This is a genomic window from Citrobacter rodentium NBRC 105723 = DSM 16636, from assembly GCF_021278985.1.
Classification (GTDB): domain Bacteria; phylum Pseudomonadota; class Gammaproteobacteria; order Enterobacterales; family Enterobacteriaceae; genus Citrobacter_A; species Citrobacter_A rodentium.
The window spans coordinates 1,125,616-1,152,525 of sequence record NZ_CP082833.1; the positions used below are offsets into that span (position 1 = coordinate 1,125,616).

22 protein-coding genes are annotated in these 26,910 nt (G+C 55.5%); 10 read left to right on the forward strand and 12 right to left on the reverse strand.

Annotated features, from left to right (window positions below; translation table 11 throughout):
- Positions 1 to 156: 156 nt before the first annotated feature.
- On the forward strand, positions 157 to 1,335 hold the full coding sequence (gene xylR / locus K7R23_RS05305) for a D-xylose utilization transcriptional activator XylR (RefSeq protein ID WP_012908180.1): 1,179 nt from the start codon (positions 157 to 159) through the stop codon (positions 1,333 to 1,335).
- A 106-nt stretch (positions 1,336 to 1,441) separates the two neighbouring features.
- Here xylR and K7R23_RS05310 read toward each other — a convergent pair whose 3' ends face one another.
- Positions 1,442 to 2,266, reverse strand: coding sequence for a protein bax (locus K7R23_RS05310; protein WP_012908179.1), 825 nt, complete (start codon positions 2,264 to 2,266; stop codon positions 1,442 to 1,444).
- 316 nt (positions 2,267 to 2,582) lie between these two features.
- On the opposite strand from K7R23_RS05310, the gene K7R23_RS05315 reads away from it, so the two are divergent.
- Both K7R23_RS05315 and avtA read left to right on the forward strand, forming a co-directional pair.
- A complete protein-coding gene (locus tag K7R23_RS05315; RefSeq protein ID WP_012908178.1) occupies positions 2,583 to 4,613 on the forward strand; it encodes an alpha-amylase in 2,031 nt (676 codons plus the stop codon).
- A 171-nt stretch (positions 4,614 to 4,784) separates the two neighbouring features.
- On the forward strand, positions 4,785 to 6,038 hold the full coding sequence (gene avtA, locus K7R23_RS05320) for a valine--pyruvate transaminase (RefSeq protein ID WP_012908177.1): 1,254 nt from the start codon (positions 4,785 to 4,787) through the stop codon (positions 6,036 to 6,038).
- A gap of 18 nt (positions 6,039 to 6,056) precedes the next feature.
- Here avtA and K7R23_RS05325 read toward each other — a convergent pair whose 3' ends face one another.
- The 3 genes from K7R23_RS05325 to K7R23_RS05335 all read right to left on the reverse strand — a co-directional run bounded on the left by K7R23_RS05325 (position 6,057) and on the right by K7R23_RS05335 (position 8,306).
- Entirely contained in the window at positions 6,057 to 6,530 is a 474-nt protein-coding gene (locus tag K7R23_RS05325; RefSeq protein WP_024133012.1) for a 4Fe-4S dicluster domain-containing protein, read from the reverse strand.
- Between the two features lie 237 nt (positions 6,531 to 6,767).
- Entirely contained in the window at positions 6,768 to 7,187 is a 420-nt protein-coding gene (locus tag K7R23_RS05330; RefSeq protein WP_231851585.1) for a winged helix-turn-helix domain-containing protein, read from the reverse strand.
- 303 nt (positions 7,188 to 7,490) lie between these two features.
- A complete protein-coding gene (locus K7R23_RS05335; RefSeq protein WP_012908173.1) occupies positions 7,491 to 8,306 on the reverse strand; it encodes a helix-turn-helix domain-containing protein in 816 nt (271 codons plus the stop codon).
- Positions 8,307 to 8,539: 233 nt separating this feature from the next.
- Between K7R23_RS05335 and K7R23_RS05340 the strand changes: the two genes are divergently transcribed.
- Entirely contained in the window at positions 8,540 to 9,940 is a 1,401-nt protein-coding gene (locus K7R23_RS05340) for an MFS transporter (protein WP_012908172.1), read from the forward strand.
- Positions 9,941 to 9,950: 10 nt separating this feature from the next.
- On the forward strand, positions 9,951 to 11,906 hold the full coding sequence (locus tag K7R23_RS05345; protein WP_012908171.1) for a glycoside hydrolase family 127 protein: 1,956 nt from the start codon (positions 9,951 to 9,953) through the stop codon (positions 11,904 to 11,906).
- A 152-nt stretch (positions 11,907 to 12,058) separates the two neighbouring features.
- Here the strand turns inward: K7R23_RS05345 and aldB are convergent, their stop codons facing one another.
- Positions 12,059 to 13,597 (reverse strand): aldehyde dehydrogenase AldB, encoded by a 1,539-nt coding sequence (aldB, locus tag K7R23_RS05350; RefSeq protein ID WP_012908170.1) that lies wholly within the window; start codon positions 13,595 to 13,597, stop codon positions 12,059 to 12,061.
- Positions 13,598 to 13,762: 165 nt separating this feature from the next.
- Here aldB and K7R23_RS05355 point away from each other — a divergent pair, with 165 nt between their 5' ends.
- Positions 13,763 to 14,644: an ROK family protein gene (locus K7R23_RS05355; RefSeq protein ID WP_012908169.1), complete on the forward strand. Its 882-nt coding sequence runs from the start codon at positions 13,763 to 13,765 to the stop codon at positions 14,642 to 14,644.
- A gap of 116 nt (positions 14,645 to 14,760) precedes the next feature.
- Here K7R23_RS05355 and yiaY read toward each other — a convergent pair whose 3' ends face one another.
- The 6 genes from yiaY to K7R23_RS05385 form a co-directional block, all read right to left on the reverse strand.
- Positions 14,761 to 15,912 carry an L-threonine dehydrogenase gene (gene yiaY / locus K7R23_RS05360; RefSeq protein WP_012908168.1) on the reverse strand — a complete coding sequence of 384 codons (1,152 nt, stop codon included), beginning with the start codon at positions 15,910 to 15,912 and terminating at the stop codon, positions 14,761 to 14,763.
- A gap of 187 nt (positions 15,913 to 16,099) precedes the next feature.
- Positions 16,100 to 17,947 carry a selenocysteine-specific translation elongation factor gene (selB, locus tag K7R23_RS05365; protein WP_012908167.1) on the reverse strand — a complete coding sequence of 616 codons (1,848 nt, stop codon included), beginning with the start codon at positions 17,945 to 17,947 and terminating at the stop codon, positions 16,100 to 16,102.
- The gene (gene selA / locus K7R23_RS05370) at positions 17,944 to 19,335 is read right to left on the reverse strand and encodes an L-seryl-tRNA(Sec) selenium transferase (protein ID WP_012908166.1); all 1,392 of its coding nucleotides are present in this window, start codon (positions 19,333 to 19,335) and stop codon (positions 17,944 to 17,946) included. The genes selB and selA overlap by 4 nt, the downstream gene beginning before the upstream one ends.
- Before the next feature lie 99 nt (positions 19,336 to 19,434).
- Positions 19,435 to 20,043 (reverse strand): glutathione S-transferase, encoded by a 609-nt coding sequence (locus K7R23_RS05375; protein WP_012908165.1) that lies wholly within the window; start codon positions 20,041 to 20,043, stop codon positions 19,435 to 19,437.
- A gap of 72 nt (positions 20,044 to 20,115) precedes the next feature.
- On the reverse strand, positions 20,116 to 21,252 hold the full coding sequence (locus K7R23_RS05380; RefSeq protein WP_012908164.1) for an HlyD family secretion protein: 1,137 nt from the start codon (positions 21,250 to 21,252) through the stop codon (positions 20,116 to 20,118).
- A 2-nt stretch (positions 21,253 to 21,254) separates the two neighbouring features.
- On the reverse strand, positions 21,255 to 21,617 hold the full coding sequence (locus tag K7R23_RS05385; protein WP_012908163.1) for a DUF3302 domain-containing protein: 363 nt from the start codon (positions 21,615 to 21,617) through the stop codon (positions 21,255 to 21,257).
- A 529-nt stretch (positions 21,618 to 22,146) separates the two neighbouring features.
- Here K7R23_RS05385 and mtlA point away from each other — a divergent pair.
- From mtlA to mtlR, 3 genes are all read left to right on the forward strand, one after another.
- On the forward strand, positions 22,147 to 24,054 hold the full coding sequence (gene mtlA, locus K7R23_RS05390) for a PTS mannitol transporter subunit IICBA (RefSeq protein WP_012908162.1): 1,908 nt from the start codon (positions 22,147 to 22,149) through the stop codon (positions 24,052 to 24,054).
- Between the two features lie 136 nt (positions 24,055 to 24,190).
- On the forward strand, positions 24,191 to 25,339 hold the full coding sequence (gene mtlD / locus K7R23_RS05395; RefSeq protein ID WP_012908161.1) for a mannitol-1-phosphate 5-dehydrogenase: 1,149 nt from the start codon (positions 24,191 to 24,193) through the stop codon (positions 25,337 to 25,339).
- Positions 25,336 to 25,926 (forward strand): mannitol operon repressor MtlR, encoded by a 591-nt coding sequence (gene mtlR / locus K7R23_RS05400; RefSeq protein ID WP_024133011.1) that lies wholly within the window; start codon positions 25,336 to 25,338, stop codon positions 25,924 to 25,926. The genes mtlD and mtlR overlap by 4 nt, the downstream gene beginning before the upstream one ends.
- Positions 25,927 to 25,938: 12 nt before the next feature.
- Here the strand turns inward: mtlR and K7R23_RS05405 are convergent, their stop codons facing one another.
- Positions 25,939 to 26,148: a hypothetical protein gene (locus K7R23_RS05405; RefSeq protein WP_024133010.1), complete on the reverse strand. Its 210-nt coding sequence runs from the start codon at positions 26,146 to 26,148 to the stop codon at positions 25,939 to 25,941.
- Between the two features lie 287 nt (positions 26,149 to 26,435).
- On the opposite strand from K7R23_RS05405, the gene K7R23_RS05410 reads away from it, so the two are divergent.
- A complete protein-coding gene (locus K7R23_RS05410) occupies positions 26,436 to 26,798 on the forward strand; it encodes a YibL family ribosome-associated protein (RefSeq protein ID WP_012908158.1) in 363 nt (120 codons plus the stop codon).
- The last annotated feature ends 112 nt before the right edge of the window (positions 26,799 to 26,910 follow it).

Below are 26,910 nucleotides of genomic sequence, written 5' to 3' on the forward strand. Positions count from 1 at the left end.
GATCCGGATCGAAGGTTGAGAAATAAACAAAAAACCATAACCGCCAGATAAAAAATGATAATTGTCTTCCTCATTGAGCTATGATGAATTTCGCATGGCGCCACGCTAGTGATAGTATCGACCAGCCCATGTTCACATTGATCAGGATATGTTCTTATGTTTGATAACCGTCACCGTATTACCCTGTTATTTAATGCGAATAAAGCCTATGACCGCCAGGTTGTAGAGGGCGTCGGTGAATATTTACAAGCATCACAATCTGAATGGGATATATTCATAGAAGAGGATTTTCGCGCCAGAATTGATAACATTAAAGAGTGGCTGGGCGATGGCGTTATTGCCGATTACGACGACCCTGACATTGCCCGCTTATTAATTGATGTCGATGTGCCGATTGTCGGCGTGGGCGGTTCTTATCATCTGGCGGAAAATTACCCGCCGGTACACTATATCGCCACCGATAATCACGCCCTCGTCGAAAGCGCCTTCCTGCATCTGAAAGAAAAAGGCATTAACCGCTTCGCCTTTTACGGACTGCCGGCCTCCAGCGGGAAACGCTGGGCGGCGGAACGCGAGCACGCTTTTCGCCAGCTGGTTGCGGAAGAAAAATACCGCGGCGTGGTGTATCAGGGGCTGGAAACCGCGCCAGAGCTGTGGCAGCATGCGCAAAATCGGCTGGCGGACTGGCTGCAAACCCTGCCGCCGCAGACCGGCATTATCGCGGTGACCGACGCGCGCGCCCGCCACGTCCTCCAGGTATGCGAACATCTGCATATCCCGGTGCCGGAAAAACTGTGCGTGATTGGCATTGATAACGAAGAATTAACCCGCTATCTGTCCCGCGTGGCGCTGTCGTCGGTGGCGCAGGGGGCGCGGCAGATGGGCTATCAGGCAGCGAAGCTGCTGCACCGGCTGTTAGCGAACGAAGCGCTGCCGCTACAGCGCATACTGGTGCCGCCGGTGCGCGTGGTCGAGCGTCGTTCAACGGACTATCGTTCCCTTACCGATCCCGCCGTTATCCAGGCGATGCACTTCATCCGCAACCACGCCTGTAAAGGCATTAAGGTTGATCAGGTGCTGGATGCCGTCGGCATTTCCCGCTCAAACCTTGAGAAGCGATTTAAAGAGGAGGTCGGCGAGACTATCCACGCGGTGATCCACGCAGAAAAGCTGGAGAAAGCGCGCAGCCTGCTGATTTCCACCACGCTGTCGATTAACGAAATCTCCCAGATGTGCGGCTATCCTTCGCTGCAGTACTTCTATTCCGTATTCAAAAAAGAGTATGGCACGACGCCGAAAGAGTATCGTGATGTGAACAGTGAAGTGTTGATGTAAGGTTATTTGCTGCTCCGGGCCTGCGGACGGGATGCAGGCCGGATTAGCCGCAGCGAGCATGGACACTTAGAAAGTGCCCGGTAGGCATCGCGCCGCCGGGCAAATATTACATATGGGCCGCAATTAAGCGCTGGTTATCCTGATACATCGCGAACAGATAGTTGTTGTAGCTCTGCCCCTTCGTTGAATAACCCTTCAGCTTATGGATCATCGCCGTCGCCGTGACTTCCTGGTCCGCCTTGCGCAACTGGGCGCGCGATTTACGGAACGAAGCGTAAGCCGGGTGCGTGTTCAGATTGGCGACATAGGCGCTGACCGACTCTTTGACCGAGCCGAATTGCGAGTACCCTTTCACCTTGCCCGGCGCATTAGTGCAACGCCCTTTGGCGCACTTCATGCCGAACAGATTGTTGTTGGCGCGCGCAAGCTTAGAGGTTCCCCAGCCGCTTTCCGCCGCAGCCATTGTCGCCACCATACTGGTCGGGATAATGTCCACGCGCTCCAGCAGCGTGTTCCACGGAATCGTCCGCGTATTGCCAGACCACTTCACCTTGTAGCGTTTGGCGATATCTTTCATCCGCGCACGCTCGGAAGGCGACCACTGGTTCTGATACTGTTTAGCGATCAGCCAGTTACGTTCCGCGGTAATCGCAGCATTCTGGCTGGTAATATAAGGCATAACCGTCCGGAGAAACGCTTTTTTTCTCGGTGTTCCGGAAGGGTATTTTCGCAAATCAGGAAGTGAACGACTCTTTGCACTATTGCGAGAATACTCTTGTTTACTGCTTACCTTTTTATTACTTACCTTCGTTACATGGGACTTTTGACTCGATGTCGTCGTGTGCGTCTTCGCCAGCACCTCACCTGAAAAAAGGATGGTGAGTAACATAAGAATCATTGCCCCATATCGTCGTATGGGCGTCAATATCATTAGGTCTCCTGGTCGGATTGAATCATTCCAACACCTTATCTGGTTCACAAATTTGAGAGGTGAATCTCAAATCATACCAAAAATAACGGTCGAGAGCACCTCAAGGAATAGTCTAAATCCGAAACCATGTCACGCCGAAACCATCCCTCACGGTACTAAATGCAAAAAAATGCGGTGCTTATCGCAAAATACGGCAGTTTTTTGCCCGCGATCGCTCATCCGCGCGCCTCATCCTGAGCAAACAGCGCGCAGGGATGAGTTTTCCCGGCGGGTTCTCAGGCACACTGGTCAATATTGCCGCAAAAAGGACCGCACGATGAAACTTGCCGCTGTTACGCTGGCGCTCCTGCCCGCGATGGGGATCGCCTCATCATGGACATCGCAGGGCTTTCCGCCGTTCACCGCCGGGGGTACCGGTAAGTTCGTCAGCCAGACAGCGCTAACGAAGGGTACCCGCCCTTTGTTACTCAATTTTGACCAACAGTGCTGGCAGCCTGCCGATGCGGTAAAACTCAATCAGATGCTGTCGCTGAAGCCCTGTGAAGGCGCGCCGCCGCAGTGGCGGCTGTTCAAAGACGGCAGTTACACGCTTGAGATCGACACCCGTTCCGGTACGCCGACGCTGATGATTACTATTCAGAACGAGGCGGAACCGGCCGCCAGGGTCATTCGCCAGTGCCCGAAGTGGGATGGCTCGCCGCTGACCCTGGAGGTCGCGCAGACCTTCCCGGAAGGCGCCGTAGTGCGGGACTTCTATAGCCAGCAAACCGCCACGGTGAAAGAAGGCAGGATCACCCTACAGCCCGCGCCGGACAGCAACGGTCTGCTGCTGCTGGAACGGGCGGAGACGAACGCGCCAGCCCCGTTCGACTGGCACAACGCCACGGTCTACTTTGTGCTGACCGACCGCTTTGTCAACGGCGATCCCACCAACGACCACAGCTATGGTCGCCATAAAGATGGCATGGAAGAGATCGGCACCTTCCACGGCGGCGATCTGCGCGGCCTGACCAGCAAACTGGACTATTTACAGCAGCTGGGCGTCAATGCGCTGTGGATCAGCGCGCCGTTCGAACAGATTCACGGCTGGGTCGGCGGCGGCGCCAAAGGCGATTTTCCGCACTATGCTTATCACGGCTATTACACCCAGGACTGGACCCGGCTTGACGCCAATATGGGCAACGAGGAGGATTTACGCGCGCTGGTTGACGGCGCCCATCAGCGTGGGATTCGCGTCCTCTTTGACGTAGTAATGAACCATACCGGCTATGCGACGCTGGCCGACATGCAGGAGTTTAACTTCGGCGCGCTCTATCTTACCGGCGATGAACTGAAAAAGACCCTTGGCGAACGCTGGACCGACTGGAAACCCGGCGCAGGACAAAACTGGCACAGCTTTAATGATTACATCAACTTCAGCGACAAAGCGGCGTGGGAAAAATGGTGGGGAAAAGCGTGGATCCGCACCGATATCGGCGATTACGACAGCCCTGGCTTTGACGATTTGACCATGTCGCTGGCCTTTCTGCCGGATTTGAAAACTGAATCCACCGTACCGTCCGGCCTGCCGGTGTTTTATCAGAACAAAGCAGATACGCGCGCCAAAGCCATTGATGGCTATACGCCGCGGGACTACCTGACCCACTGGTTAAGCCAATGGGTGCGCGACTACGGCATCGACGGATTCCGCGTCGATACCGCCAAACACGTTGAACTTCCGGCATGGCAGCAGTTAAAAACCCAGGCCAGCGCTGCGCTGGTCGAATGGAAAAAAGCCAACCCGGACAAAGCGCCTGACGATAAGCCGTTCTGGATGACCGGCGAAGCCTGGGGCCACGGCGTGATGCAAAGCGACTACTATCGCCACGGCTTTGATGCGATGATCAATTTTGACTATCAGGAGCAGGCGGCAAAAGCGGTGGACTGTCTGGCAAACATCGATCCTGTCTGGCAACAAATGGCGGAGAAATTACAAAATTTCAACGTGCTGAGCTATCTGTCCTCGCACGATACCCGACTTTTCCGCGAAGGAAATGATAACGCGGCGGAGCTTCTGCTGCTGGCGCCGGGGGCGGTGCAAATCTTCTATGGCGACGAATCCGCGCGTCCTTTCGGCCCGACTGGCTCGGACCCGCTACAGGGCACGCGCTCGGATATGAACTGGCAGGACATCAGCGGCAAATTTGCCGGTAACGTCGCGCACTGGCAGCGCCTCGGGCAGTTCCGGGCCAGGCATCCGGCAATCGGCGCCGGTAAGCAAACCACCCTGACGTTATCCCAGGGCTACGGCTTTGTGCGCACGACAGGTGATGACAGCGTGATGGTTGTCTGGGCCGGGCAGCGCTAAAAACCGCCGTCCGGGGCAGGCAGGCCGCCGGACGCTCACCAGATAAAACTCCACTCTCACAGCAATTTTCAGCATAAAACCTCAAGACGGCCGTCGAAGCCCGATTTGCACCCCGTCAGAGCTGGCGTTAAGGTAAGTCACTTTGATACAGCGTTTGACAGACCACCCGTTATGACATTTTCACTTTTTGGCGACAAATTTACCCGCCATTCAGGCATCACCCGCCTGATGGAGGACCTCAACGACGGTTTACGCACCCCTGGCGCAATCATGCTGGGCGGCGGTAATCCGGCAAAAATCCCGGCGATGCAGGATTATTTCCATACGCTGCTTGCAGAGATGCTGGAAAGCGGCAAAGCCACTGACGCGCTGTGCAATTATGACGGTCCGCAGGGTAAAACCGAGCTACTGTCGGCCCTCGCTTCGCTACTTCGTGAGAATCTGGGTTGGGATATCGAACCACAGAATATTGCGCTGACAAACGGCAGCCAGAGTGCGTTTTTCTACTTATTCAATCTTTTTGCCGGACGTCGCGCCGACGGGAGCACCAAAAAGGTGCTTTTCCCTCTCGCGCCGGAATATATCGGCTATGCCGATTCCGGGCTGGAAGAAGATTTGTTCGTCTCAGCGCGGCCCAACATTGAACTGCTGCCGGAAGGCCAGTTTAAGTATCACGTTGATTTTGAACATCTGCACATTGGCGAAGAGACGGGGATGATTTGCGTGTCCCGTCCAACGAACCCGACGGGTAACGTGATTACCGATGAAGAGCTCATGAAGCTCGACCGGCTTGCCAACCAGCACAATATTCCGCTGGTGATTGATAACGCCTACGGCGTGCCGTTCCCGGGCATTATTTTTAGTGAAGCGCGCCCGCTGTGGAATCCAAACATCGTACTGTGCATGAGCCTCTCCAAGCTGGGGCTGCCGGGCTCGCGCTGCGGCATTATCATCGCCAACGAAAAAATCATCACCGCGGTTTCTAATATGAACGGCATCATCAGCCTTGCGCCGGGAGGAATCGGGCCTGCGATGATGAGCGAGATGATTAAGCGTAACGATCTGCTGCGCCTGTCGGAAACGGTCATTAAGCCATTTTATTACCAGCGCGTTCAGCAGACGATTGCCATTATTCGCCGCTACCTGCCGGAGAATCGCTGCCTGATTCATAAGCCTGAAGGGGCAATTTTCCTGTGGCTGTGGTTTCAGGATCTGCCGATCACTACCGAACTGCTGTACCAGCGCCTGAAGGCGCGCGGCGTGCTGATGGTGCCGGGGCACTTCTTCTTCCCGGGACTGGATAAACCCTGGCCGCACACCCATCAATGCATGCGGATGAACTATGTGCCCGACCCGGAGAAAATTGAGGCCGGGGTGAAGATTCTGGCGGAAGAAGTTGAACGCGCGTGGGCGGAAAATCAGTAATACGCCCGCATAATCCGGCTAAAGCGGCTGCGCCCGCAGACGCTGGCGCTGGATGTCAGCCGCATTCACGCAGGCTATCGCCCCAGTTGGACACGCCTCCACGCAGGCGGGTCCGCTTTCGCGATGCCAGCAGAGATCGCACTTCAACGCCTGTACGCGCGCGCCAGGCCTGGCGACATTCATCGCGCCAAACGGGCAGGCCAGCATACAGCTTTTACAGCCGATACAGCGCGCCTGTTCCACAAAGATATGCCCGTGCTCGCGGCGTATCGCCTGCGTCGGACAGACGTTCGCGCACGGCGCGTCTTCGCACTGGTGACAGGCGACCGCCGTGGTGAAGGTATGGTCTTTAACGACCCGGATGCGTGGAGCAAACTGCCCGGCCGAAACCGTCGCGCAGTCCTGATTTTCCTGATGCGCAACCACACAGGCGACTTCGCAGGTACGACAGCCGATACACTTCGCCGCATCCGCCATAATAAACCGGTTCATTCATCGCTCCGCCAACATGAAAAGTCCAGAGTGCCAGAGGCGGCGGCGTGGCTGCTTTGATCAAACAGGGGAAACGGTTAAATTTTGTCAGATGCCCGAGGCGTTCTGGGGATCCGCCATAAAGCCCGCTGGCGCACGGGTAGTGAAGGTAAAAAAAACCTGGGCGGCAAACGCCCAGGAAATAATCCGCAGGCGACATCACACTACGGAATAAGCTGGCACTGAATCGAGGATTATCTATAGTTGATAATCTGCTTCATCGACCACGCTATACAGTGCCTGGATATTATCCAGTGCCAGTATGTATCCGCTTCCCTTGACGCTGACGATAGAATGCTGTGGCAAGCCCAGCATATTTAATTTGGTGTTGAGATTTTTAACCATCGTGGACAAACGTTGCGTGGAAGCGCTTAATTCGTTTTTTTCCCAGACGTTGACGAGTAATTCATCTTTTGACACATAATGGGTTCGGGCATGCAGTAACAGATAAACAAACAGACGCAGCATGGTATGATTAAAAAATACGCCGCCAAAAGAGATGACGCTGTCCATTTTATTTACCGGAAGCCTGAATATTCTTGATTCACTTATATCAAAAAATATTTCCCGACCAATCATAAATCCATGTAACTGGTATTCCATCGTTCCAATACTCACGTTATCTTCAACTAGCGACAGCTAAACATGATGCCTTCCTCATCGATAATGTCTGTCGCAAGTTTAAAAAAAATAAATTTAAATTCAATAGACACCCGGCACGTTATTTCCCCTTTCTGAACAGGCGACAGGCAGTCTGAGACGCTACAGGAAGGAGATATTCCTTCTGATCTAACGGCCAAAAACAAATTATCAGAAAATTATTCCGGACACGCGCAAATACTCGACATAACAAGTTAAATGCGCATATTTATCACAAATTATAGATTATTATTCTGTGGTGAGATAGTTAATAGACGAAGATCACGAATTGACATGGACTTTGCAGTAGCGTCGTTTCCAGACTGCGGGCGTCAGACCGGTGTGTTTACGAAAGATTTGCCGAAAATAACCAACATCGTTAAAACCGCACAGTTCCGCTACCTCTTTTAATGAACGCGCGTCGCTAATCAATAACTTTTCCGCCTCCCGGACGCGTTGACGATGAATGGCTTCCGTTAGCGTTAAATGAAAAACCCGCCGATAAACGCGGCCAAGATAATCCGCATTACAGTGTAATTCTCCGGCAAGAATAGCGGTGGAGAGCGGGCGGTGATATTGCGTGCGGATCAACTGCCGGGCTTTCCACGCCAGTGAAACTCCGGCTTCTTCCGCGCTTTCCGCCTGCCGGGCAGGCTGAGTCATCTGCTGTAATATCAGCAATACAATAAATTCCAGCGCCGGGCTGCGCTGCAATTTTTCCTGCTCAATCATAAACTGGCGAAACAGGGCGATCAGCGCCTGCGGATCGGCGACGCGGGTATGCTGTGGCACCGAAAGATGCATCAGCCAGCGCGGATCGTTATCCGGCGCTTTGACTTCAAAATGCAGCCAGTAAAAGCGTAAGTCGGCAGGAAAATCATCAACGCCGACATGACGACGTTGCGGCCAGAGCAGCAAACTTTCCCCCGCTTCCACATAAAAAACCTGCTCTTCTTCCTGAATTGCGAGCCTGCCCTTTTCAACAAAAATAATTTCCCATGACGATAACGTCCTTGCCGGATGACGACCAACGCCCCGGGAAATGAAGAGTCCACCGTTCTGTACTTTAATCGGAAGCGTCATGGATAATTCAAGCATAGATATGGAATTTCCCGCTTATCAGGCTGATATTTTTTATATTACCTTTTGATTATTAATTAAAAATAGCAAAGCCACCGGATCTGTCTCACACTTTTGCGTATGAGTCGGAATCCTCATCTTTTTTTACTCTTTCGTTGCCTTGTTGCAGCCCTGCTTCCAGGCAGAATTAAACAGGTCATCAGTCATAAAAAATAATCACTGCCCGAAACCTCATTTAGCGAGGAATAACTATGACCTCTACACCGATTACCCGTGATGAACTCGCACAGAGCCGCATCCACGATGCGCTCACCGTGCGCGAGAAAATTGGCTACGGCCTGGGTGACGCAGGCGGCACCGTCATCACCTGCCTGATCATGAATTTTCTTACCTTTTTCTATACCGACGTGTTCGGTCTGACGCCTGCGTTAGTCGGCACGCTATTTATTGCCCTGCGTGTATTTGATGCTATTTCCGACCCGATAATGGGCGTCATTGCCGACCATACACAAAGCCGCTGGGGACGCTTCCGCCCCTGGCAACTGTGGGTGGCGATTCCGATTGGCGTTATCGGCGTACTGACGTTTACCGTACCGGACGCGGGAATGGGCGTCAAAATCGCCTGGGCGTTTGGTACTTATCTGCTGCTCTCCGTCGGTTATACCGCCATCAACGTTCCCTATTGCGCGCTGATCAATACCATGACGACACGGCATAACGAGGTCATCTCCTGCCAGTCCTGGCGCTTTGTACTGTGCGGCGTGGCAGGTTTTCTCGTCTCGGTCGGATTACCGTGGATGGTTGATGTCTTTGGTAAAGGCAACGCCGCATTAGGTTATCAGTCTGGCGTCGGCGTACTGTGCGCCGTGGCGGTCGTCATGTTTCTGTGCTGTTTCTTCTGGGTACGCGAACGCGTGCCGCTTGAGATGATGGGAAAATTTACCCTACGCGAACATCTGGCCGGGCTGCGCAAAAACGATCAGCTGCTGCTAATGCTGCTGATGTCGTTCCTGCTTATCAACGTCTTTAATATTCGCGGCGGCGGCTATATGTATTTCATCACCTACGTGCTGGAAGGGAGCACCGCCTATACTTCCCTGTTCTTCACAATGGTGACCTTCGCCTCCATTATCGGCTCGGTGATTGTGAATCCGTTGACCCGCCGCGTTGACACCGTGAAGCTTTACTCGATCACCAACCTTGTCCTGGCGGCGCTGGCGGTGCTGATGTGGTTTTTACCCACCGGTCCGGCGTACCAGACGCTGTGGCTGGCGATTATCCTCGGCAACGGCATTATTCTCGGCTTCACTCTGCCGCTGCACTTCTCGCTGATGGCATTCGCCGATGACTATGGCGAGTGGAAAACCGGCGTGCGCTCATCCGGCATGAACTTCGCCTTTAACCTGTTTTTCATCAAACTGGCCTGGGCCTCCAGCGCCGGGATCATTAGCCTGCTGTTTATTTTTGTCGCCTACCAGCCCGGCGCAGAAAACCAGACGGCGCAGTCGCTCGGCGGCATTACCGCAATGGAAACCCTGTTGCCAGCCCTGTTCCATCTGCTGCTGGCGTTGTCGATTCGTTTTTGCAAACTCAGTAACCCAATGATGGCGCGTATTGCTACCGACCTGCGCCAGCGTCATGTTCAGTCATAAGGAGCACATCATGAACGTACCGGAAGTCGACCTGCATAAATTGACGGTCAGCGATCCGTTCCTCGGACAATATCAGCGCCTGGTTCGGGACGTAGTGATCCCTTATCAATGGGATGCCCTCAACGACCGTGTTCCGGAGGCCGATCCCAGCCATGCGATTGAAAATTTCCGCATCGCGGCGGGACGCCAGTCCGGCGAATTTTACGGAATGGTCTTTCAGGACAGCGATGTCGCTAAGTGGCTGGAGGCCGTCGCCTGGTCACTGTGCCAGAAGCCGGACCCGACGCTGGAAAAAACTGCCGATGAGGTGATTGAACTGATAGCCGCTGCCCAGTGTGAGGATGGCTATCTCAACACTTATTTCACCGTCAAAGCGCCGCAGGAGCGCTGGACCAATCTGGCGGAGTGTCATGAGCTTTACTGCGCCGGGCATATGATTGAAGCAGGGGTGGCATTTTTTCAGGCCACCGGCAAACGTCGCCTGCTGGAGATTGTTTGTCGCCTCGCGGATCATATCGACAGCGTTTTTGGTCCCGGCGAAAATCAGCTGCACGGCTATCCTGGGCATCCGGAAATCGAGCTGGCGCTGATGCGGCTGTATGAAGTGACGGAGCAACCGCGTTATCTGGCGCTGGCGAACTATTTTGTTGAACAACGCGGAACGCAGCCGCATTTCTACGATCAGGAGTATGAAAAGCGCGGAAAGACCTCGTACTGGCATACCTATGGTCCGGCGTGGATGGTAAAAGATAAAGCCTACAGCCAGGCGCACCAGCCGCTTGCAGAACAGCAAACGGCGATCGGTCACGCGGTGCGCTTTGTCTATCTGATGACCGGCGTGGCGCATCTGGCGCGGCTGAACAACGACGAAAGCAAACGCCAGGATTGCCTGCGCCTGTGGCGAAATATGGCCCAGCGCCAGTTGTATATCACCGGCGGGATCGGCTCACAAAGCAGCGGCGAAGCCTTCAGCAGCGATTACGATCTGCCGAACGATACCGTGTATGCCGAAAGCTGCGCCTCTGTCGGCCTGATGATGTTCGCCCGGCGGATGCTCGAGATGGAGGCCGACAGCCAGTACGCCGACGTGATGGAGCGCGCATTGTATAACACCGTCCTCGGCGGCATGGCGCTCGATGGAAAACACTTCTTCTACGTTAACCCGCTGGAAGTGCATCCGAAGTCGCTGTCCTTTAATCATATTTACGACCACGTGAAGCCCGTGCGCCAGCGTTGGTTTGGCTGTGCCTGCTGTCCGCCAAACATCGCCCGCGTGCTGACGTCTATCGGCCATTACATCTATACGCCACGCCCGGAAGCGCTGTATATCAACCTCTATGTGGGTAACAGCATGGAATTGCCGCTGGCTGGCGGCACGCTCAGACTGCGTATCAGCGGCGATTATCCGTGGCATGAGCAGGTAACGATCGCTGTCGACTCTCCGCAGAGCATTCATCATACGCTGGCGCTGCGTCTGCCGGACTGGTGTCCGCAGGCGAAAGTGGCGCTAAATGGAGAGGAGGTCGCGCAGGACATCCGGAAGGGTTATATCCATATTACCCGCAGCTGGCAGGAGGGCGATACGCTCAGGCTGACGCTGCCAATGCCCGTACGCCGGGTGTACGGCAACCCGCTGGTGCGCCACGTCGCTGGGAAAGTCGCCCTGCAACGAGGACCGCTGGTTTATTGTCTTGAGCAGGCCGACAACGGCGAGGATCTGCATAATCTGTGGTTACCGAAGGAGAGCGCTTTACGGGTATTTGAAGGTAAGGGGCTTTTTGCGCATAAGATGTTGATACAGGCTGAAGGGATGAAGCAGACTGCGCCTGACGCCGGACAACGCGCGCTGTGGCATTTCGATAACGCGCCTGGCGACTGGCAGCCACATACGCTGACCTTTATTCCCTGGTTCAGCTGGGCCAACCGGGGCGAAGGCGAAATGCGCATCTGGGTTAACGAGCGATAGTCGCGCGGCGCCAGGTTGTTGGAAAGCGGAGTTGCCGGATGGCGGCTTCGCCTTATCCGGCCTACGGGATATGCAGGCCCGGTAAGCGTAGCGCCATCAGGCAAAAAAGCGTAGGCCCGATAAGCGCAGCGCCATCGGGCAAAGATGGTCAGTTAAAACAACCCCAACGGTTTATCGGAGTAGCTCACCAGCAGGCACTTGGTCTGCTGATAGTGTTCCAGCATCATTTTGTGAGTTTCACGGCCAATCCCCGACTGCTTATAGCCGCCAAACGCCGCATGGGCGGGATAGGCGTGATAGCAGTTGGTCCAGACGCGTCCGGCCTGAATACCGCGCCCCATCTTATACGCCAGGTTGCCGTTACGGCTCCAGACGCCAGCGCCCAGACCATACTGCGTATCGTTGGCAAGCTCCAGCGCGTCATCCATCGTCTTAAAGGTGGTCACCGCCAGCACCGGACCAAAAATTTCCTCCTGGAAAACGCGCATATTATTTTGCCCAAACAGGATGGTGGGTTCGAGGTAATAGCCGTCTTTCAGTTCGCCGTCCAGTTGTTTACGCCGTCCGCCGGTGAGGATATCCGCCCCCTCTTTCTTACCGATGTCGATATAATTGAGGATGGTTTCCATCTGCCCCTGAGAAACCTGCGCGCCCATCTGCGTCATGCTGTCGAGCGGGTTACCGCTGCGGATGCTTTCCACCCGGCGAATCGCGCGCTCCATAAAGCGTTCGTAAATGGACTCCTGCACCAACGCGCGGCTCGGGCAGGTACAGACCTCGCCCTGGTTAAAAGCAAACAGAGCGAAGCCCTCCAGCGCCTTGTCGAAAAAGGCATCCTCTTCATCCATCACGTCGGCAAAGAAAATATTCGGCGACTTGCCGCCCAGTTCCAGCGTGACCGGAATGATATTTTGCGTGGCGTACTGCATAATCTGCTGACCTACTTCCGTCGAACCGGTGAAGGCGACTTTCGCAATACGTTTAGAGGTCGCCAGATACTCGCCGATTTCGCCCCCCGCGCCGTTTACCACGTTTACCACGCCCGGCGGCAACAGATCGCCAATCACCTCCATTAACAACAGCACCGAGAGCGGCGTCAGGCGCGCAGGTTTGAGTATGACGCAGTTTCCCGCCGCCAGCGCTGGCGCTAACTTCCAGCTCGCCATCAGCAGCGGAAAGTTCCACGGGATAATTTGCCCTACCACGCCGAGCGGTTCATGGAAATGATAGGCCACGGTTTCGCTGTCCACTTCGCTGATCCCGCCCTCCTGGGCGCGGATACAGGAGGCAAAATAGCGAAAATGGTCGATAGCCAGCGGCACGTCGGCAGCGCTGGTTTCACGCACCGGTTTACCGTTGTCCCAGGTTTCCGCCGTGGCCAGCAGCTCCAGGTTTTGCTCCATCCGGTCGGCAATTTTAAACAACATGGCGGCGCGATCCTGCACGGAAGTACGCGCCCACTTATCTTTCGCCTTATGGGCCGCATCAAGCGCCAGGTCGATATCTCTTTTGCCGGAGGACGCCACTTCGCATAACGGCTGCCCGGTGACGGGCGTGAGATTCTGATAATACTCACCGTCAGCCGGAGGAACCCAGTCGCCGCCGATGAAATTGTCGTAACGGGCTTTCAGCTTTAGCGGAAAACCATACTCGCCGGGCTGAATGCGTGTTGAAGGGGGATTATTAGTCATCATCGTCTCCTTGCTGCGGGTGTATAACAAAGGTAGACGCCACTGGCGATTTTCTCGCCAGCCGTTGACTACTTTACGAGCAGTATCACGGATTACCTTACTTTACGTTCCGTTTTTGCCGCTGAGCCATACTTATAAACTCTGAGTCTGGTGAGGATAAATAATATGCAGCTTTTTATCGGCTTCGACGTGGGCGGCACCCATATTAAACACGGCGTCATAGATGAAAACGGCAACGAACTGACGTCGGGTGAATTCGACACGCCGGACGATAAACAGAGCTTCAAAGAGCAGTGGAAAGCGGTGGTTGACGCGTGCCGGAAAGAGCACGAAATCGTTGCCATCGGCGTGAGCTTTCCCGGACATATCAATACCCATACCGGCCAGGCGGCAAAGGCGGGCGCGCTCGATTATCTGGATGACGTGAACCTTTGCGAACTGTTTGCTGAACTGACCGATCTGCCCGTCACGGCGGAAAACGACGCTAACTGCGCGGCGCTGGGCGAGCGCTGGCGCGGTGCCGGACGGGACTATGAAAGCTTTGTCTGCATCACCATCGGCACCGGCATTGGAGGCGGCATCGTGATGGATGGCGAACTCTATCGCGGTTCGCACTACCGGGCGGGCGAATTTGGCGTTATTCCGGTGGGAAATAACGGCGAGTATATGCATGAAGTCGCCTCGGCCAGCGGCCTGATGAAAGCATGCCGCCGGGCGCTGGCGCTGCCGGAAAATGAGATGCCCGGCGGTGAAGAACTGTTTGCGCGCATGGAAAGCGACGTTCATTTGCGTGAAGCAATAGAAGAATGGGCGCATTTCCTGGCACGCGGCGTTTACAGCGTAATTTCGATGTTCGATCCGCAGGCGGTACTGATTGGCGGCGGCATCAGCGAGCAGAAGAAGATCTATGCCCTGATGGATAAATATTTGCAGCGATTCGAGGAGTGGGAGGCGTTAAAGGTGCCGATTTTGCCCTGTGAGCTGGGTAACCAGGCGGGCAGGCTGGGCGCAGTCTGGCTGGCGAAGCAGAAGCTTGCGCGCGGTTAATTTGCCGGATGGCGGCTACGCCTTATCCGGCCTACGAACCGCAGGCCAGATATGCGAAACGCCACGGGCACCGGATGGCGACAGACCGTAGGCCCGGTAAGCGAAGGGCAGGAACGTTACATCGCGGCGTGATAAATCGCCATGATTTCCTCATGGCTCGCCTGGATCGGGTTGGTCAGACCGCAGGCATCTTTCAGCGCATTAGTCGCCAGCAACGGAATATCCTCTTCTTTTACGCCGAGATCGCGCAGACCCGCAGGAATATTTACCTGCTGCGCCAGGTTACGAATAGCCTCGATGCAGGCCGTTGCTCCTTCGGTTTCGCCCATCTCCGCGACGTTAACGCCCATCGCCGCCGCACAGTCGCGCAGACGAGCCGCCGCCACCTGGCTGTTGAACACCTGAACATGCGGCAGCAACACCGCGTTGCACACGCCGTGCGGCAGGTTGTAGAAACCGCCAAGCTGGTGCGCCATCGCGTGAACGTAACCCAGGGAAGCGTTGTTGAAAGCCATCCCCGCCAGGAACTGCGCATAGGCCATCGCTTCACGCGCCTGCATGTTGCTACCGTCTTCCACCGCGACGGTCAGGTTTTCGGCGATCATAGTCATGGCCTTCAGGGCGCAGGCGTCGGTGATCGGCGTCGCCGCCACGGAGACATAGGCTTCAATCGCGTGGGTAAGCGCATCCATCCCCGTCGCCGCAGTCAGCGATTTCGGCATCCCAACCATCAGCGAAGCGTCGTTGACGGAAAGCAGCGGGGTCACGTGTTTATCAACAATCGCCATTTTGATGTGGCGTTTAACGTCGGTGATAATACAGAAGCGGGTCATTTCCGAAGCAGTTCCCGCAGTAGTGTTAATGGCGATCATCGGCAGCTGCGGTTTCGCAGAGCGATCGACGCCCTCATAGTCGCGAATATCGCCGCCGTTTGCCGCCACCAGCGCAATGCCTTTCGCACAATCGTGAGGCGAACCGCCGCCCAGCGAAATCACGCTGTCGCATTTATTTTCCTTCAGAAGCTGAAGGCCTTCGACCACATTTTCGGTGGTGGGGTTTGGCTGCGTACCATCATAAATCACGCTGAAAATATCGCGTTCCTGCAACGCTTTCTGAATGTCGCCCGCCATACCCAGCTGGCTCAGCATACTGTCCGTCACAATTAAGGTCCGACGAAAACCATATTCCGCCATGGTATCCATAGCGTCTTTCAGTGAACCGGAACCAATAATATTGACGGAAGGAATAAAAAATGTAGAAGCAGCCATATGCTTAATCCTTAAATAACCCAAAAGGAGTAGCAGCATACGAATGAATGATTAGAAAAAATATGATCACGGTTGTTATTTACTACATCTGAACAATAAAAGAGCACATCAGGCCAATATTTTCTGTTCTCATTTGCGAATCGATGTATATATTGTGTTAATACATGTCTGGTTTAAATAAATTGTATTATTCCTTTTCCGGAAATAATAACGCATCGCGCAATAAATGATCGTTGCCGCGACGACGGGTAAAGCCAATCCGGTCAAAATATTCCAGAATCTGAATCGCCAGTTTTCGTCCAACGCCCAGCCGATCGCGGAAGTCTGCCGCGCAGGTGGAACCTCTCTCCTGATCCAGTTCGCGGATCAAGCTGGCGAAGGCGACAATCCGATCGTTACGGTAATACCGATCTTTGACGATCGCAGTAATCATTCCCTGCTGTGCCGCCTGCCGCAACACCATACGCATGGCCTGTTCCTCGGTGGCGAGTTCGCGGGCAAGATCGCGCACCCACCACGGATCGTCAGCGAACAGCGGCGCCGCTTTTTGCCAGACAGCCGCCTGCTCGTCGCTGAAACCCGCTTTATGGTCAGGCAGATGCAGCCAGCCGTGATGACTCTGGATCTCGCCGCTTTCGCGCATCCGCTCAATCAGCATCAGCACCAGCGCTTCATCTTCCATCGGCAGCGCCATGCGGCGCAAACGCTCGCGTCCGGGACCCGGTTCGTCACGATGTTGCTCATGATAGGTCGCCAGAGTGTCGAGGATTTTTCGCTGCCAGCGGGCGGCGACCGGCGCATTCAGCAGGCTGTCGCCAGCCTGTATAAAGCCATGCTGTCCGACGAGCTGCCGCATACCGTCAGCGTTAAGCTGACGCGCCCAGGCAAAATCGCCAAGGTTAACCGCTCCACTTTGCAGATGTACGGCAAGCGCATCGCCATCCTCTTTCGCCTCCGCCAGCGACGCCAGCCACTGTAAATATTCCGGCTTGCGCTTCCCGCGACGCGGCGGATTGAGAGCAACCACGCGCGCGCCCGCAAGCGTCATACGCGCGGAGATATCGCGCAGCACCAGCCGATCGTTATCCGCCACCCGCAGCGGCGTGTCGAATACCAGTTCAGCCAAGTTATTTTCCAGCAGCGATACGCGGCCTGTAACATGGCTGGCGGCATGGTGAATGTGCAGCGGCTGCCACTGCGATAACGGTACATGGCTTTCCAGCGCCACAATGATGCGGGTAAACGGTTCTGGCGGCCGTGCTGCGAGCAACCAGTCGCCCCGGCTCAGCCGATCTTTTTCGGCGTCGCCCGTGATGTTGAGCGCGATGCGCTGCCCGGCCTGAGCAAGCTCCGTCGCCTGGTTCTGCGCGTGCAGTCCGCGCACGCGCATCGGTTTATCGACGCCCGTCAGCCAGAGCGTATCCCCGACCTGAACTTCACCGCTGAGCGCCGTACCGGTCACCACCAGCCCGGCGCCCTTAACGGTAAACGCCCGGTCGATAGCCAGACGGAATCGCTGATTAGCGGCATGCTGGCGCGCAGGCAGCTGCTGCAGATGGTCGCGCAACGCCTCAATGCCGCGGCCTTCATGAGCGGCGGTGACGATGAGCGTCGCCCCGGAAAAGCCATATTCGCGCAGCACCTCCTGAACCTGCTGCTCAACCTCCTGCACCCGCGTTTCATCAACACGATCGGCTTTGGTTAAGGCCACCGTCAGCGTTGGATTACCGGTTAACTGCAGTATCGCCAGGTGTTCGCGGGTCTGCGCCATCACGCCATCATCGCAGGCCACCACCAGCAGCGCATGATCGATGCCGCCCACACCCGCCAGCATGTTGGAAAGAAACTTTTCGTGCCCGGGAACGTCGATAAAGCCCAGCATCCGACCATCCGGCTGCGGCCAGTAGGCATAGCCCAGATCGATGGTCATGCCGCGCTTTTTCTCTTCCGGCAGACGGTCGGCGTTCACGCCGGTGATCGCCTGTAGCAGCGTCGTTTTCCCGTGGTCAACGTGTCCGGCGGTAGCAATAATCATTTCAGCAACATCTCCATAAACCGGGATTCATCTTCAAGACAGCGCAAATCCAGCCACAGGCGGCCATCGTAAATCCGACCGATAACCGGAACGGACAGCCCACGCCAGCGGCTTGCCAGCGCTTCCAGCCGGCTGCCGCGCCCGTCGTGCGGGGTAAAGGTTAATGCCGCGCTGGGCAGGCGATCAACCGGCAGCGATCCACTGCCGATCTGCGACAGGCATGGCATAACATTAACCGCAAAATCGTCCGCGTAACGCCCGGCAAGCGCGGTCTGTAACCGCTGCGCCTGCGCGTTAATCGCCTCCTGAGGGCGGGCCAGCATCCGCAGGGTCGGCAGCTTTTCCGCCAGCGCCTCCGGATGCAGGTACAGGCGTAATGTCGCTTCCAGCGCGGCGAGCGTCATTTTATCCGCCCGCAGCGCGCGTTTCAGCGGGTGGTTTTGCAGCTGCGCAATAAGCTCTTTTTTGCCGACGATAATTCCGGCCTGCGGACCGCCCAGCAGTTTGTCGCCGGAGAAGCTCACCAGACTGACGCCCGCAGCGATCAGCTGCTGCGGCATAGGCTCTTTCGGCAGACCATACTGACTGAGATCGATCAGCGAACCGCTGCCGAGATCGGCGACAACCGGGATATCCCGCTCCCGCCCGATTTGCGCCAGTTCGCTCTCCTCTACCGCTTTGGTGAAGCCTTCGATGCTGTAGTTGCTGGTATGCACCTTCATCAACAGCCCGGTATTTTCGTTCACCGCCTGACGATAATCTTTGGCGTGCGTACGGTTAGTGGTGCCCACCTCATGAAGCGTACAGCCCGCCTGACGCATGACGTCCGGAATGCGAAACGCGCCGCCAATTTCCACCAGCTCGCCGCGCGAGACGATCACCTCTTTTCCCGCCGCCGTCGCTGCCAGCATCAGCAGCACCGCCGCCGCGTTGTTATTGACGATGCAGGCGTCTTCCGCGCCGGTGATGCGGCACAGCAGTTCCGCCAGCGCGCGGTCACGATGACCACGCCCCGCGCCGTCCAGATCGTACTCCAGCGTTACCGGCGAACGCATGGCCTGCGCGACGGCCTCTACCGCCTCCTCCGCCTGCAATGCGCGGCCAAGATTAGTGTGCAGCACCGTGCCGGTCAGGTTAATCACCGGACGCAGCGCGCTCTGCGCCTCTTTCTCCAGACGAGCGGCGACTTCCTGCGCCCAGTTCCCGCACCATGCGGGCAGCATCTGCGTACCGCGTATCGTCTCTCTGGCTTCCTCCAGCATCTGGCGCAGCAGGTCAACGACGCGGGTATGCCCGTACTGGTCGCGCAGGGTAAGAAATGCATTGTCTCGCAATAAGCGATCGATGGCGGGAAGCTGGCTGTAGAGCGAACGCGTTTCGGTTGTCATGAGATGGCCCGGCTGTTGGTGATCCTCTCCGCGAACGGAGAGGAATGTCGACATAAGGGGGATTGTAACGCGAGTTGGCTCAGGCGGACATAATACGAATCAAGCCTTTGGTGGTTCCGTACGGGCAAAGCTTTCGCGGCTAAACAGGGTTTCCACCAGCTTCACCAGGTTGGGCCGCTCCACGCACCAGCCCGGCGACACCCGGCGAAAGTTGAGATAGCCGATGGCGCAGGCAATAGCGATAGTCGCCAGATTCACCGTATCCGCTTTGATCGTCCCGTCCGCCAGGTAGCCTTCCAGCGCATCCAGGCTGCGGTTGATTTTTTCGCGCTGACGCAGCAGTTCATCTGCCGACTGCTGTGCGGCAGGACGCGCCTGTTCACGCACCGACACCAGACCGGCATCCATAATGCCGTCGGCCAGCGCCTCAAGCTGGCGTACCTTAAGCGAAGCCAGCGGCTCGCGCGGCAGCATCGCGGGCGCAATATCCAGCAGCTCGATGTATTCGGCGATAATCGGCGAATCGAACCAGTATTCCCCATCGTCGGTCACCAGCGCCGGCACTTTCCCCAACGGGTTGTACTGCGCCACGCCGTTGTCTGCGCTGTAAGGCAGTTCATTAACAAATTCGAAAGTGATGCCCTTCTCCAGCAGCAGAATCGAGATTTTGCGTACAAACGGGCTGGTGTAGCTACCTATGAGTTTCATACCGGGTCCTTTTTGCCAACGTAAAACACTGAGTATGACTCAGGTTCTGGTAAATGGCAGGTGACGACCTTCTCAATGATCCAGATAAAGATAATGCATCCAGCTGGTCATCCGCAGCAGCACTTTGCGCATCACCGAAACGTGGGAGAAATGGTCGGAATAGACCGCCACCTGAGCGTAGATGCCGTCGGGTAAGGCATCGACATCGGCGTTGGGTTCAAGATCGATAAGCGCCAGCACGCCGTCGGTGCCAGGCACAACGGTCAGCGACTGTAATACGCCCTGCGCCTGGTAAGAGCCGCCGGGGACGACCGGTAAAATTCCCGCCAGCTTACCGTGGAATACCTGCCCCGGCAGGGCGTTAAACACCACTTCAGCGTCATCGCCGCGTTCAAGGCGCAGCAGCGAATTCTGACGGAACTGGGCGACAATCTGCCGCTTTTGTTCAGGAATAAACACCATGACCGGGCGCAGCGGCAGCGCGGCGGCGTAAGTTCCCGGACGAATTAATACCTGAGTGACATAGCCCCGGCTGGGCGCGCGAACCACGGTTTGTTCAAGGTTATAGCGGGCTTCCGCCAGCTGCGCGCGCAGGCTGACAATTTGCGACTGCTCGCCGTTAACCATGCTGTCCAGCTGACTCTGGATCTGCGTCTGTTCAGCCACCGACCCTTTTACCAGCGCGTCCTGCGCCAGGTAATTTTGCCGGGCGTTATCAATATCGCTTTCCGAGAAGGGATTCACCCGCGCCCGGCTGCCTTTCAGGTAGCGCTGATAATCCTTGTACAGCCTGTCACGCTCTGCGGAGACGCGCGTGGTATTGGCCTGCGCTTCTGCAAGCTGCGCCTGTAACACCTTAATGTTGTGCGTCGCCGTCACCAGGTCTGCCTGCAGGCGATCGACCCGCGCCTGATAGCGCACCGGATCGATTTTAAACAGCACTTCTCCCTTTTCGATAAGCTGATTATTTTTACTGGTCACTTCACTCACCACCCCGGTCACCTGCGGCGTAACGGGAATCGACACCACCGCTTTTTGCGCGGTAAAGGTGTAAGGATGGTTATAGTTCATCAGTAAGATCAGGCCGCTGACCAGAAAAACGCCGCCTAAGGCCGCGGTCGCCAGCGTCCATTGATTCACCGGAATACGGAACAGTTTGAACACCGCCCAGGCCAGCGCCACGTAGGTTAAAACAATCAACAAATCCATGATTAAATCTCCGGAAACGTCGAATTGTCAGCCATGTTTTTCCCGGCCAGTTGTTTTTCCAGCTGCGCGACACGGGCAGACAGCGCGGCAATTTCCGGGTCTGGCGCTGCGCCGGGCGGTTTAATATGGGACTGCATTCCCCAGCCGCGCTCCGGCTGATACAGCGTCGCCCAGATCCACAAAAAGGGCCAGATCACATGCAGCGTAAACAGGCTGACCCATCCGGCTGTGTGGATGGCGTCGGCATGAGGGTGGTTGCGCTTTTTAGCAATTAAGTAGGGAATGTCATGAATAGCGATGATGCCATAGAAGATCACCAGAAAAACGAACACCAGCACACCTAACGCGAAATAATTCAGAAACATATCTGCCTCGGCTTCACGCTAATCGAATTTTTCAGAGGGGGCAGCCGAAAACGGTGCTGGCTGATAATTAGAACATAATGCGGGTTGATGACTTTCGCCATCAAACCCGATGATTATTTTTGCCGACGCTTTACGTCACCACTGCGGGACGATTCGGCAGGTACAGAATCAGACCGGCATCACAGCAGCGAAAATCTGAATGCAAATTTATTGTGATTTACATCACAAATACTCAACAAATCGACAAATTAAAATTGTGAAATAAATCACATTAAATTGCCATTTATGGTGAAAATAGGCGATTTGCTATCATCTCACGCCCGTAATCAGTGAAACAGATCACACCAACTACCTCCCTACCCCCTACATTTATGTGATCAATATCACGTAAAAGGCTACCCGCTGGACAGTTGAACGATTCAGTGCCAGATTTCGCAGTATCTACAGGGTCCGGCTACCTCTGCCGCCACATTAACAAAACCTTGGGCTTCCGGCCTGCGCGTCAGCAAACATAAGAAGGGGTGTTTTTATGTCATCCGATATTAAGATCAAAGTGCAAAGCTTTGGTCGATTCCTCAGCAATATGGTGATGCCAAATATCGGCGCGTTTATCGCGTGGGGTATTATCACCGCGTTATTTATTCCGACAGGGTGGTTGCCAAACGAGACGCTGGCGAAGCTGGTCGGCCCGATGATTACCTATCTCCTGCCGCTGCTGATCGGTTATACCGGCGGTAAGCTGGTGGGCGGCGAGCGCGGCGGCGTGGTCGGCGCGATCACCACCATGGGCGTGATTGTCGGCGCAGATATGCCGATGTTCCTCGGCTCAATGATTGCAGGTCCGCTGGGCGGCTACTGCATCAAAAAATTCGATAACTGGGTAGACGGTAAGATTAAGTCCGGTTTTGAAATGCTGGTGAATAACTTCTCCGCCGGCATCATCGGGATGATCCTGGCTATCCTGGCCTTCCTCGGTATTGGTCCGCTGGTAGAAGGCCTGTCGAAAATCCTGGCGGCTGGCGTTAACTTCATGGTTGTCCATGACATGCTGCCACTGGCGTCTATCTTCGTGGAACCGGCGAAAATCCTGTTCCTCAATAACGCCATCAACCACGGGATCTTCTCGCCGCTGGGCATCCAGCAGTCCCATGAGATAGGCAAATCCATCTTCTTCCTGATTGAAGCCAACCCGGGTCCGGGGATGGGCGTTCTGCTGGCGTACATGTTCTTCGGTCGCGGCAGCGCGAAACAGTCTGCGGGCGGTGCGGCAATCATTCACTTCCTGGGCGGTATCCACGAAATCTACTTCCCGTATGTGCTGATGAACCCGCGTCTGATCCTCGCGGTGATCCTCGGCGGTATGACCGGCGTATTTACTCTGACTATCCTCAACGGCGGCCTGGTTTCTCCGGCTTCTCCGGGCTCTATCCTGGCGGTGCTGGCGATGACGCCGAAAGGCGCGTACTTCGCTAACATTGCGGCGATCTGCGCGGCAATGGCGGTCTCCTTTGTGGTCTCGGCGATTCTGCTGAAAACCAGCAAAGTGAAAGAAGACGACGATATTGAAGCGGCAACCCGTCGTATGCAGGACATGAAAGCAGAATCCAAAGGCGGTACTCCGCTGTCTGCTGGCGATGTCACTAACGACCTGAGCCACGTGCGTAAAATCATCGTGGCCTGCGACGCGGGTATGGGCTCCAGCGCAATGGGCGCAGGCGTCCTGCGTAAGAAAGTGCAGGATGCCGGTCTGACGCAGATTTCAGTGACCAACAGCGCCATTAACAATCTGCCGCCGGACGTTGACCTGGTCATCACCCATCGTGACCTGACCGAACGTGCGATGCGTCAGGTGCCGCAGGCGCAGCATATTTCGCTGACCAACTTCCTCGACAGCGGCCTGTACACCAGTCTGACCGAGCGTCTGGTGGCGGCGCAGCGTCATGAAGTCAACGAAACTAAAGTACGCGATAGCCTGAAAGACAGCTTCGACGAGAACGACAGCCACCTGTTCCGACTGGGTGCCGATAATATCTTCCTTGGCCGTACCGCGGCAACCAAAGAGGAAGCTATTCGCTTCGCCGGTGAACAGCTGGTAAAAGGCGGCTACGTCGAGCCGGAATACGTTGACGCGATGCTGGAACGTGAAAAACTGACGCCGACCTATCTGGGCGAATCCATCGCGGTTCCGCACGGTACGGTTGAAGCGAAAGATCGGGTACTGAAAACCGGCGTGGTATTCTGTCAGTATCCGCAGGGCGTGCGCTTCGGTGAAGAAGAAGACGATATCGCCCGTCTGGTCATCGGTATCGCCGCGCGCAACAACGAGCATATTCAGGTGATTACCAGCCTGACCAACGCGCTGGATGATGAAACCGTCATTGAGCGTCTGGCGCAGACGACCAGCGTGGATGAAGTGCTGGCGCTGCTGAACAAGTAATATCCGTTGCCCGATGGCGTTACGCTTATCGGGCAATGGCTTCCTCTCCCGCAAGGGAGAGGGTTTGGCTGAGGGGAAATTTCGCCGTCCCTCACCCCAGCCCTCTCGGGTAAAAACATTAATGAAGGTTACAACGATGAAAGCATTACATTTTGGCGCAGGTAATATCGGACGCGGCTTTATCGGCAAACTGCTGGCAGACGCGGGGATACAACTGACGTTCGCTGATGTAAATCAGGCGGTTCTCGACGCCCTGAATGCCCGTCATAGCTACCAGGTTCACGTGGTGGGTGAAAATGAGCAGGTGGATACCGTCAGCGGCGTGAACGCGGTAAGCAGCACGGGCGATGAGGTGATTGAACTGATCGCTCATGTGGATCTGGTCACCACCGCCGTCGGTCCGGTGGTGCTGGAGCGCATCGCTCCTGCCATCGCCAAAGCGCTGGCGCAGCGTAAAGCGCAGGGAATTGAATCCCCGCTGAACATCATCGCCTGTGAAAATATGGTGCGCGGCACGACGCAGCTAAAGGGCCACGTCATGAATGCGCTGGCGGAGGAAGATAAAGCGTGGGTCGAGGCGCACGTCGGCTTTGTGGATTCCGCCGTGGACCGCATTGTGCCCCCTTCCGCCTCCGCCACGAACGATCCGCTGGAGGTGACCGTTGAAACCTTCAGCGAGTGGATTGTCGATAAAACGCAATTCAAAGGCGAGCTGCCGGACATTCCGGGAATGGAATTAACTGATAACCTGATGGCATTTGTCGAACGTAAACTCTTCACGCTGAACACCGGGCATGCTATAACCGCCTACCTCGGAAAATTAGCCGGCCATCAGACCATCCGTGACGCAATCCTTGATGAAAAAATCCGCGCGGTGGTGAAAGGCGCGATGGAAGAGAGCGGCGCGGTGCTGATCAAACGCTACGGTTTTGATGCGGACAAACACGCGGCATACATCCAGAAAATCCTCGGTCGTTTTGAAAACCCGTACCTGAAGGATGACGTTGAGCGCGTTGGCCGCCAGCCGCTGCGTAAACTGAGCGCGGGCGATCGTCTGATCAAGCCGCTGCTGGGGACGCTGGAATATGGTCTGCCGCATGTCAATCTGGTACAAGGGATTGCCGCCGCGATGCGCTTCCGTAGCGAGGACGATCCGCAGGCGCAGGAGCTGGCGGCGCTGATTGCCGACAAAGGCCCGCAGGCAGCTCTGGCCCAGATTTCCGGTCTGGATGCCAACAGCGAGGTCGTTACCGGGGCCGTAAACGCATATAACGCTTTCAAATGATGCAGAATGCGGCGCAGGTCAGCCTGCGCCCCGATTACAGATTGTCAGATATGCAGGCAATAATGGAAGAAACCCAGGCCTTTGAAAACCGTGTGCTTGAGCGTCTGAATGCTGGCAAAACCGTACGGAGCTTCCTGATCGCCGCCGTTGAATTACTGACGGAGGCGGTGAACATTCTGGTGCTTCAGGTCTTTCGCAAAGACGACTACGCGGTGAAATACGCAGTAGAACCGTTACTCGACGGCGACGGGCCGCTGGGCGATCTGTCGGTGCGCCTGAAGCTTATCTATGGGCTTGGCGTACTGAACCGCGCGGAGTATGAAGACGCAGAGCTGCTGATGGCGCTGCGCGAAGAGATGAATCATGACGGTAACGAGTACGCCTTTACCGATGATGAAATCCTCGGTCCGTTCGGCGAACTGCACTGTGTGATGGCGCTACCGCCGCCGCCGCAGTTAGACGCTTCCGATCCCGGTTTGTACGCAATGCAGGTTCAGCGCTACCAGCAAGCGGTACGCTCGACAATGGTCCTTTCCCTGACTGAGCTGATTTCTAAAATCAGCTTAAAAAAAGCCTTTCAGAAGTAAGCGCCTTTCCACCTATACTTTGTCCACCATTTTTGGGTGATATAACTGCCGGTAGTATTCCAGACGTTGCAGATAGATCTGCGCATGTTCTTCCGGCACCTCAGCAGGCACCACGTTGCGCGGGGGCAGCTTTTTTAAATACTCGCGGAACGCCTGGCTGGAGGCCATAAAATCCACAGCTTTGTCGATCAGAAGCGGAACGTTTTCACCCATTTTCGCCATAATCATTTCTCCGTGTCTTTATTGCTGACGCAAACGCCGTCGCCAGTTTAAGTTTAGGCTCGAAACGGCTATGGCATTGAGGAAAACGTGCTTAACCCGGCTTCCGGGCAGTAAATGGCGTTACAGTAAGTACTTTATTAAAAAGACTTATATATCAGATAAATAAGAAACATACGCGCCAGTAAACAGGCGCCGGATTTGGTTATTTTTGCACGATTTACTGTGATGAACGCCGCTCAGCGCGCATACTATAGGATATTCCCGTTATTTTTATCAGAAGCCATACCATGAAAGAAGTCGAAAAAAACGAAATCAAACGCCTGAGCGATCGCCTTGACGCTATCCGCCATCAGCAGGCGGAGCTGTCGCTGGTGGATGCCGCAGACAAATATGCTGAGCTGGAAAAAGAGAAAACCACCCTCGAAACGGAAATCGCCCGCCTGCGTGAAGTGCACAGCCAGAAGCTGAGCAAAGAAGCGCAGAAGCTGATGAACATGCCGTTCCGTCGCGCCATCAGCAAAAAAGAGCAGGCGGATATGGGCAGACTGAAGAAAAGCGTGCGTGGGCTGGTAGTGGTGCACCCGATGACCGCGTTAGGCCGGGAAATGGGCCTGAAAGAGATGACCGGCTTTTCAAAGTCTGAATTCTGATCTGTCGCGGGCGGCAGCGCTGTCGCCCGCCTCGTCCCGCCAACTGGCCCTACCAATTCCCCTCTTTTTCGTCCATTGGTTCACAATTTGTTAAATTCAACCTACAATAACG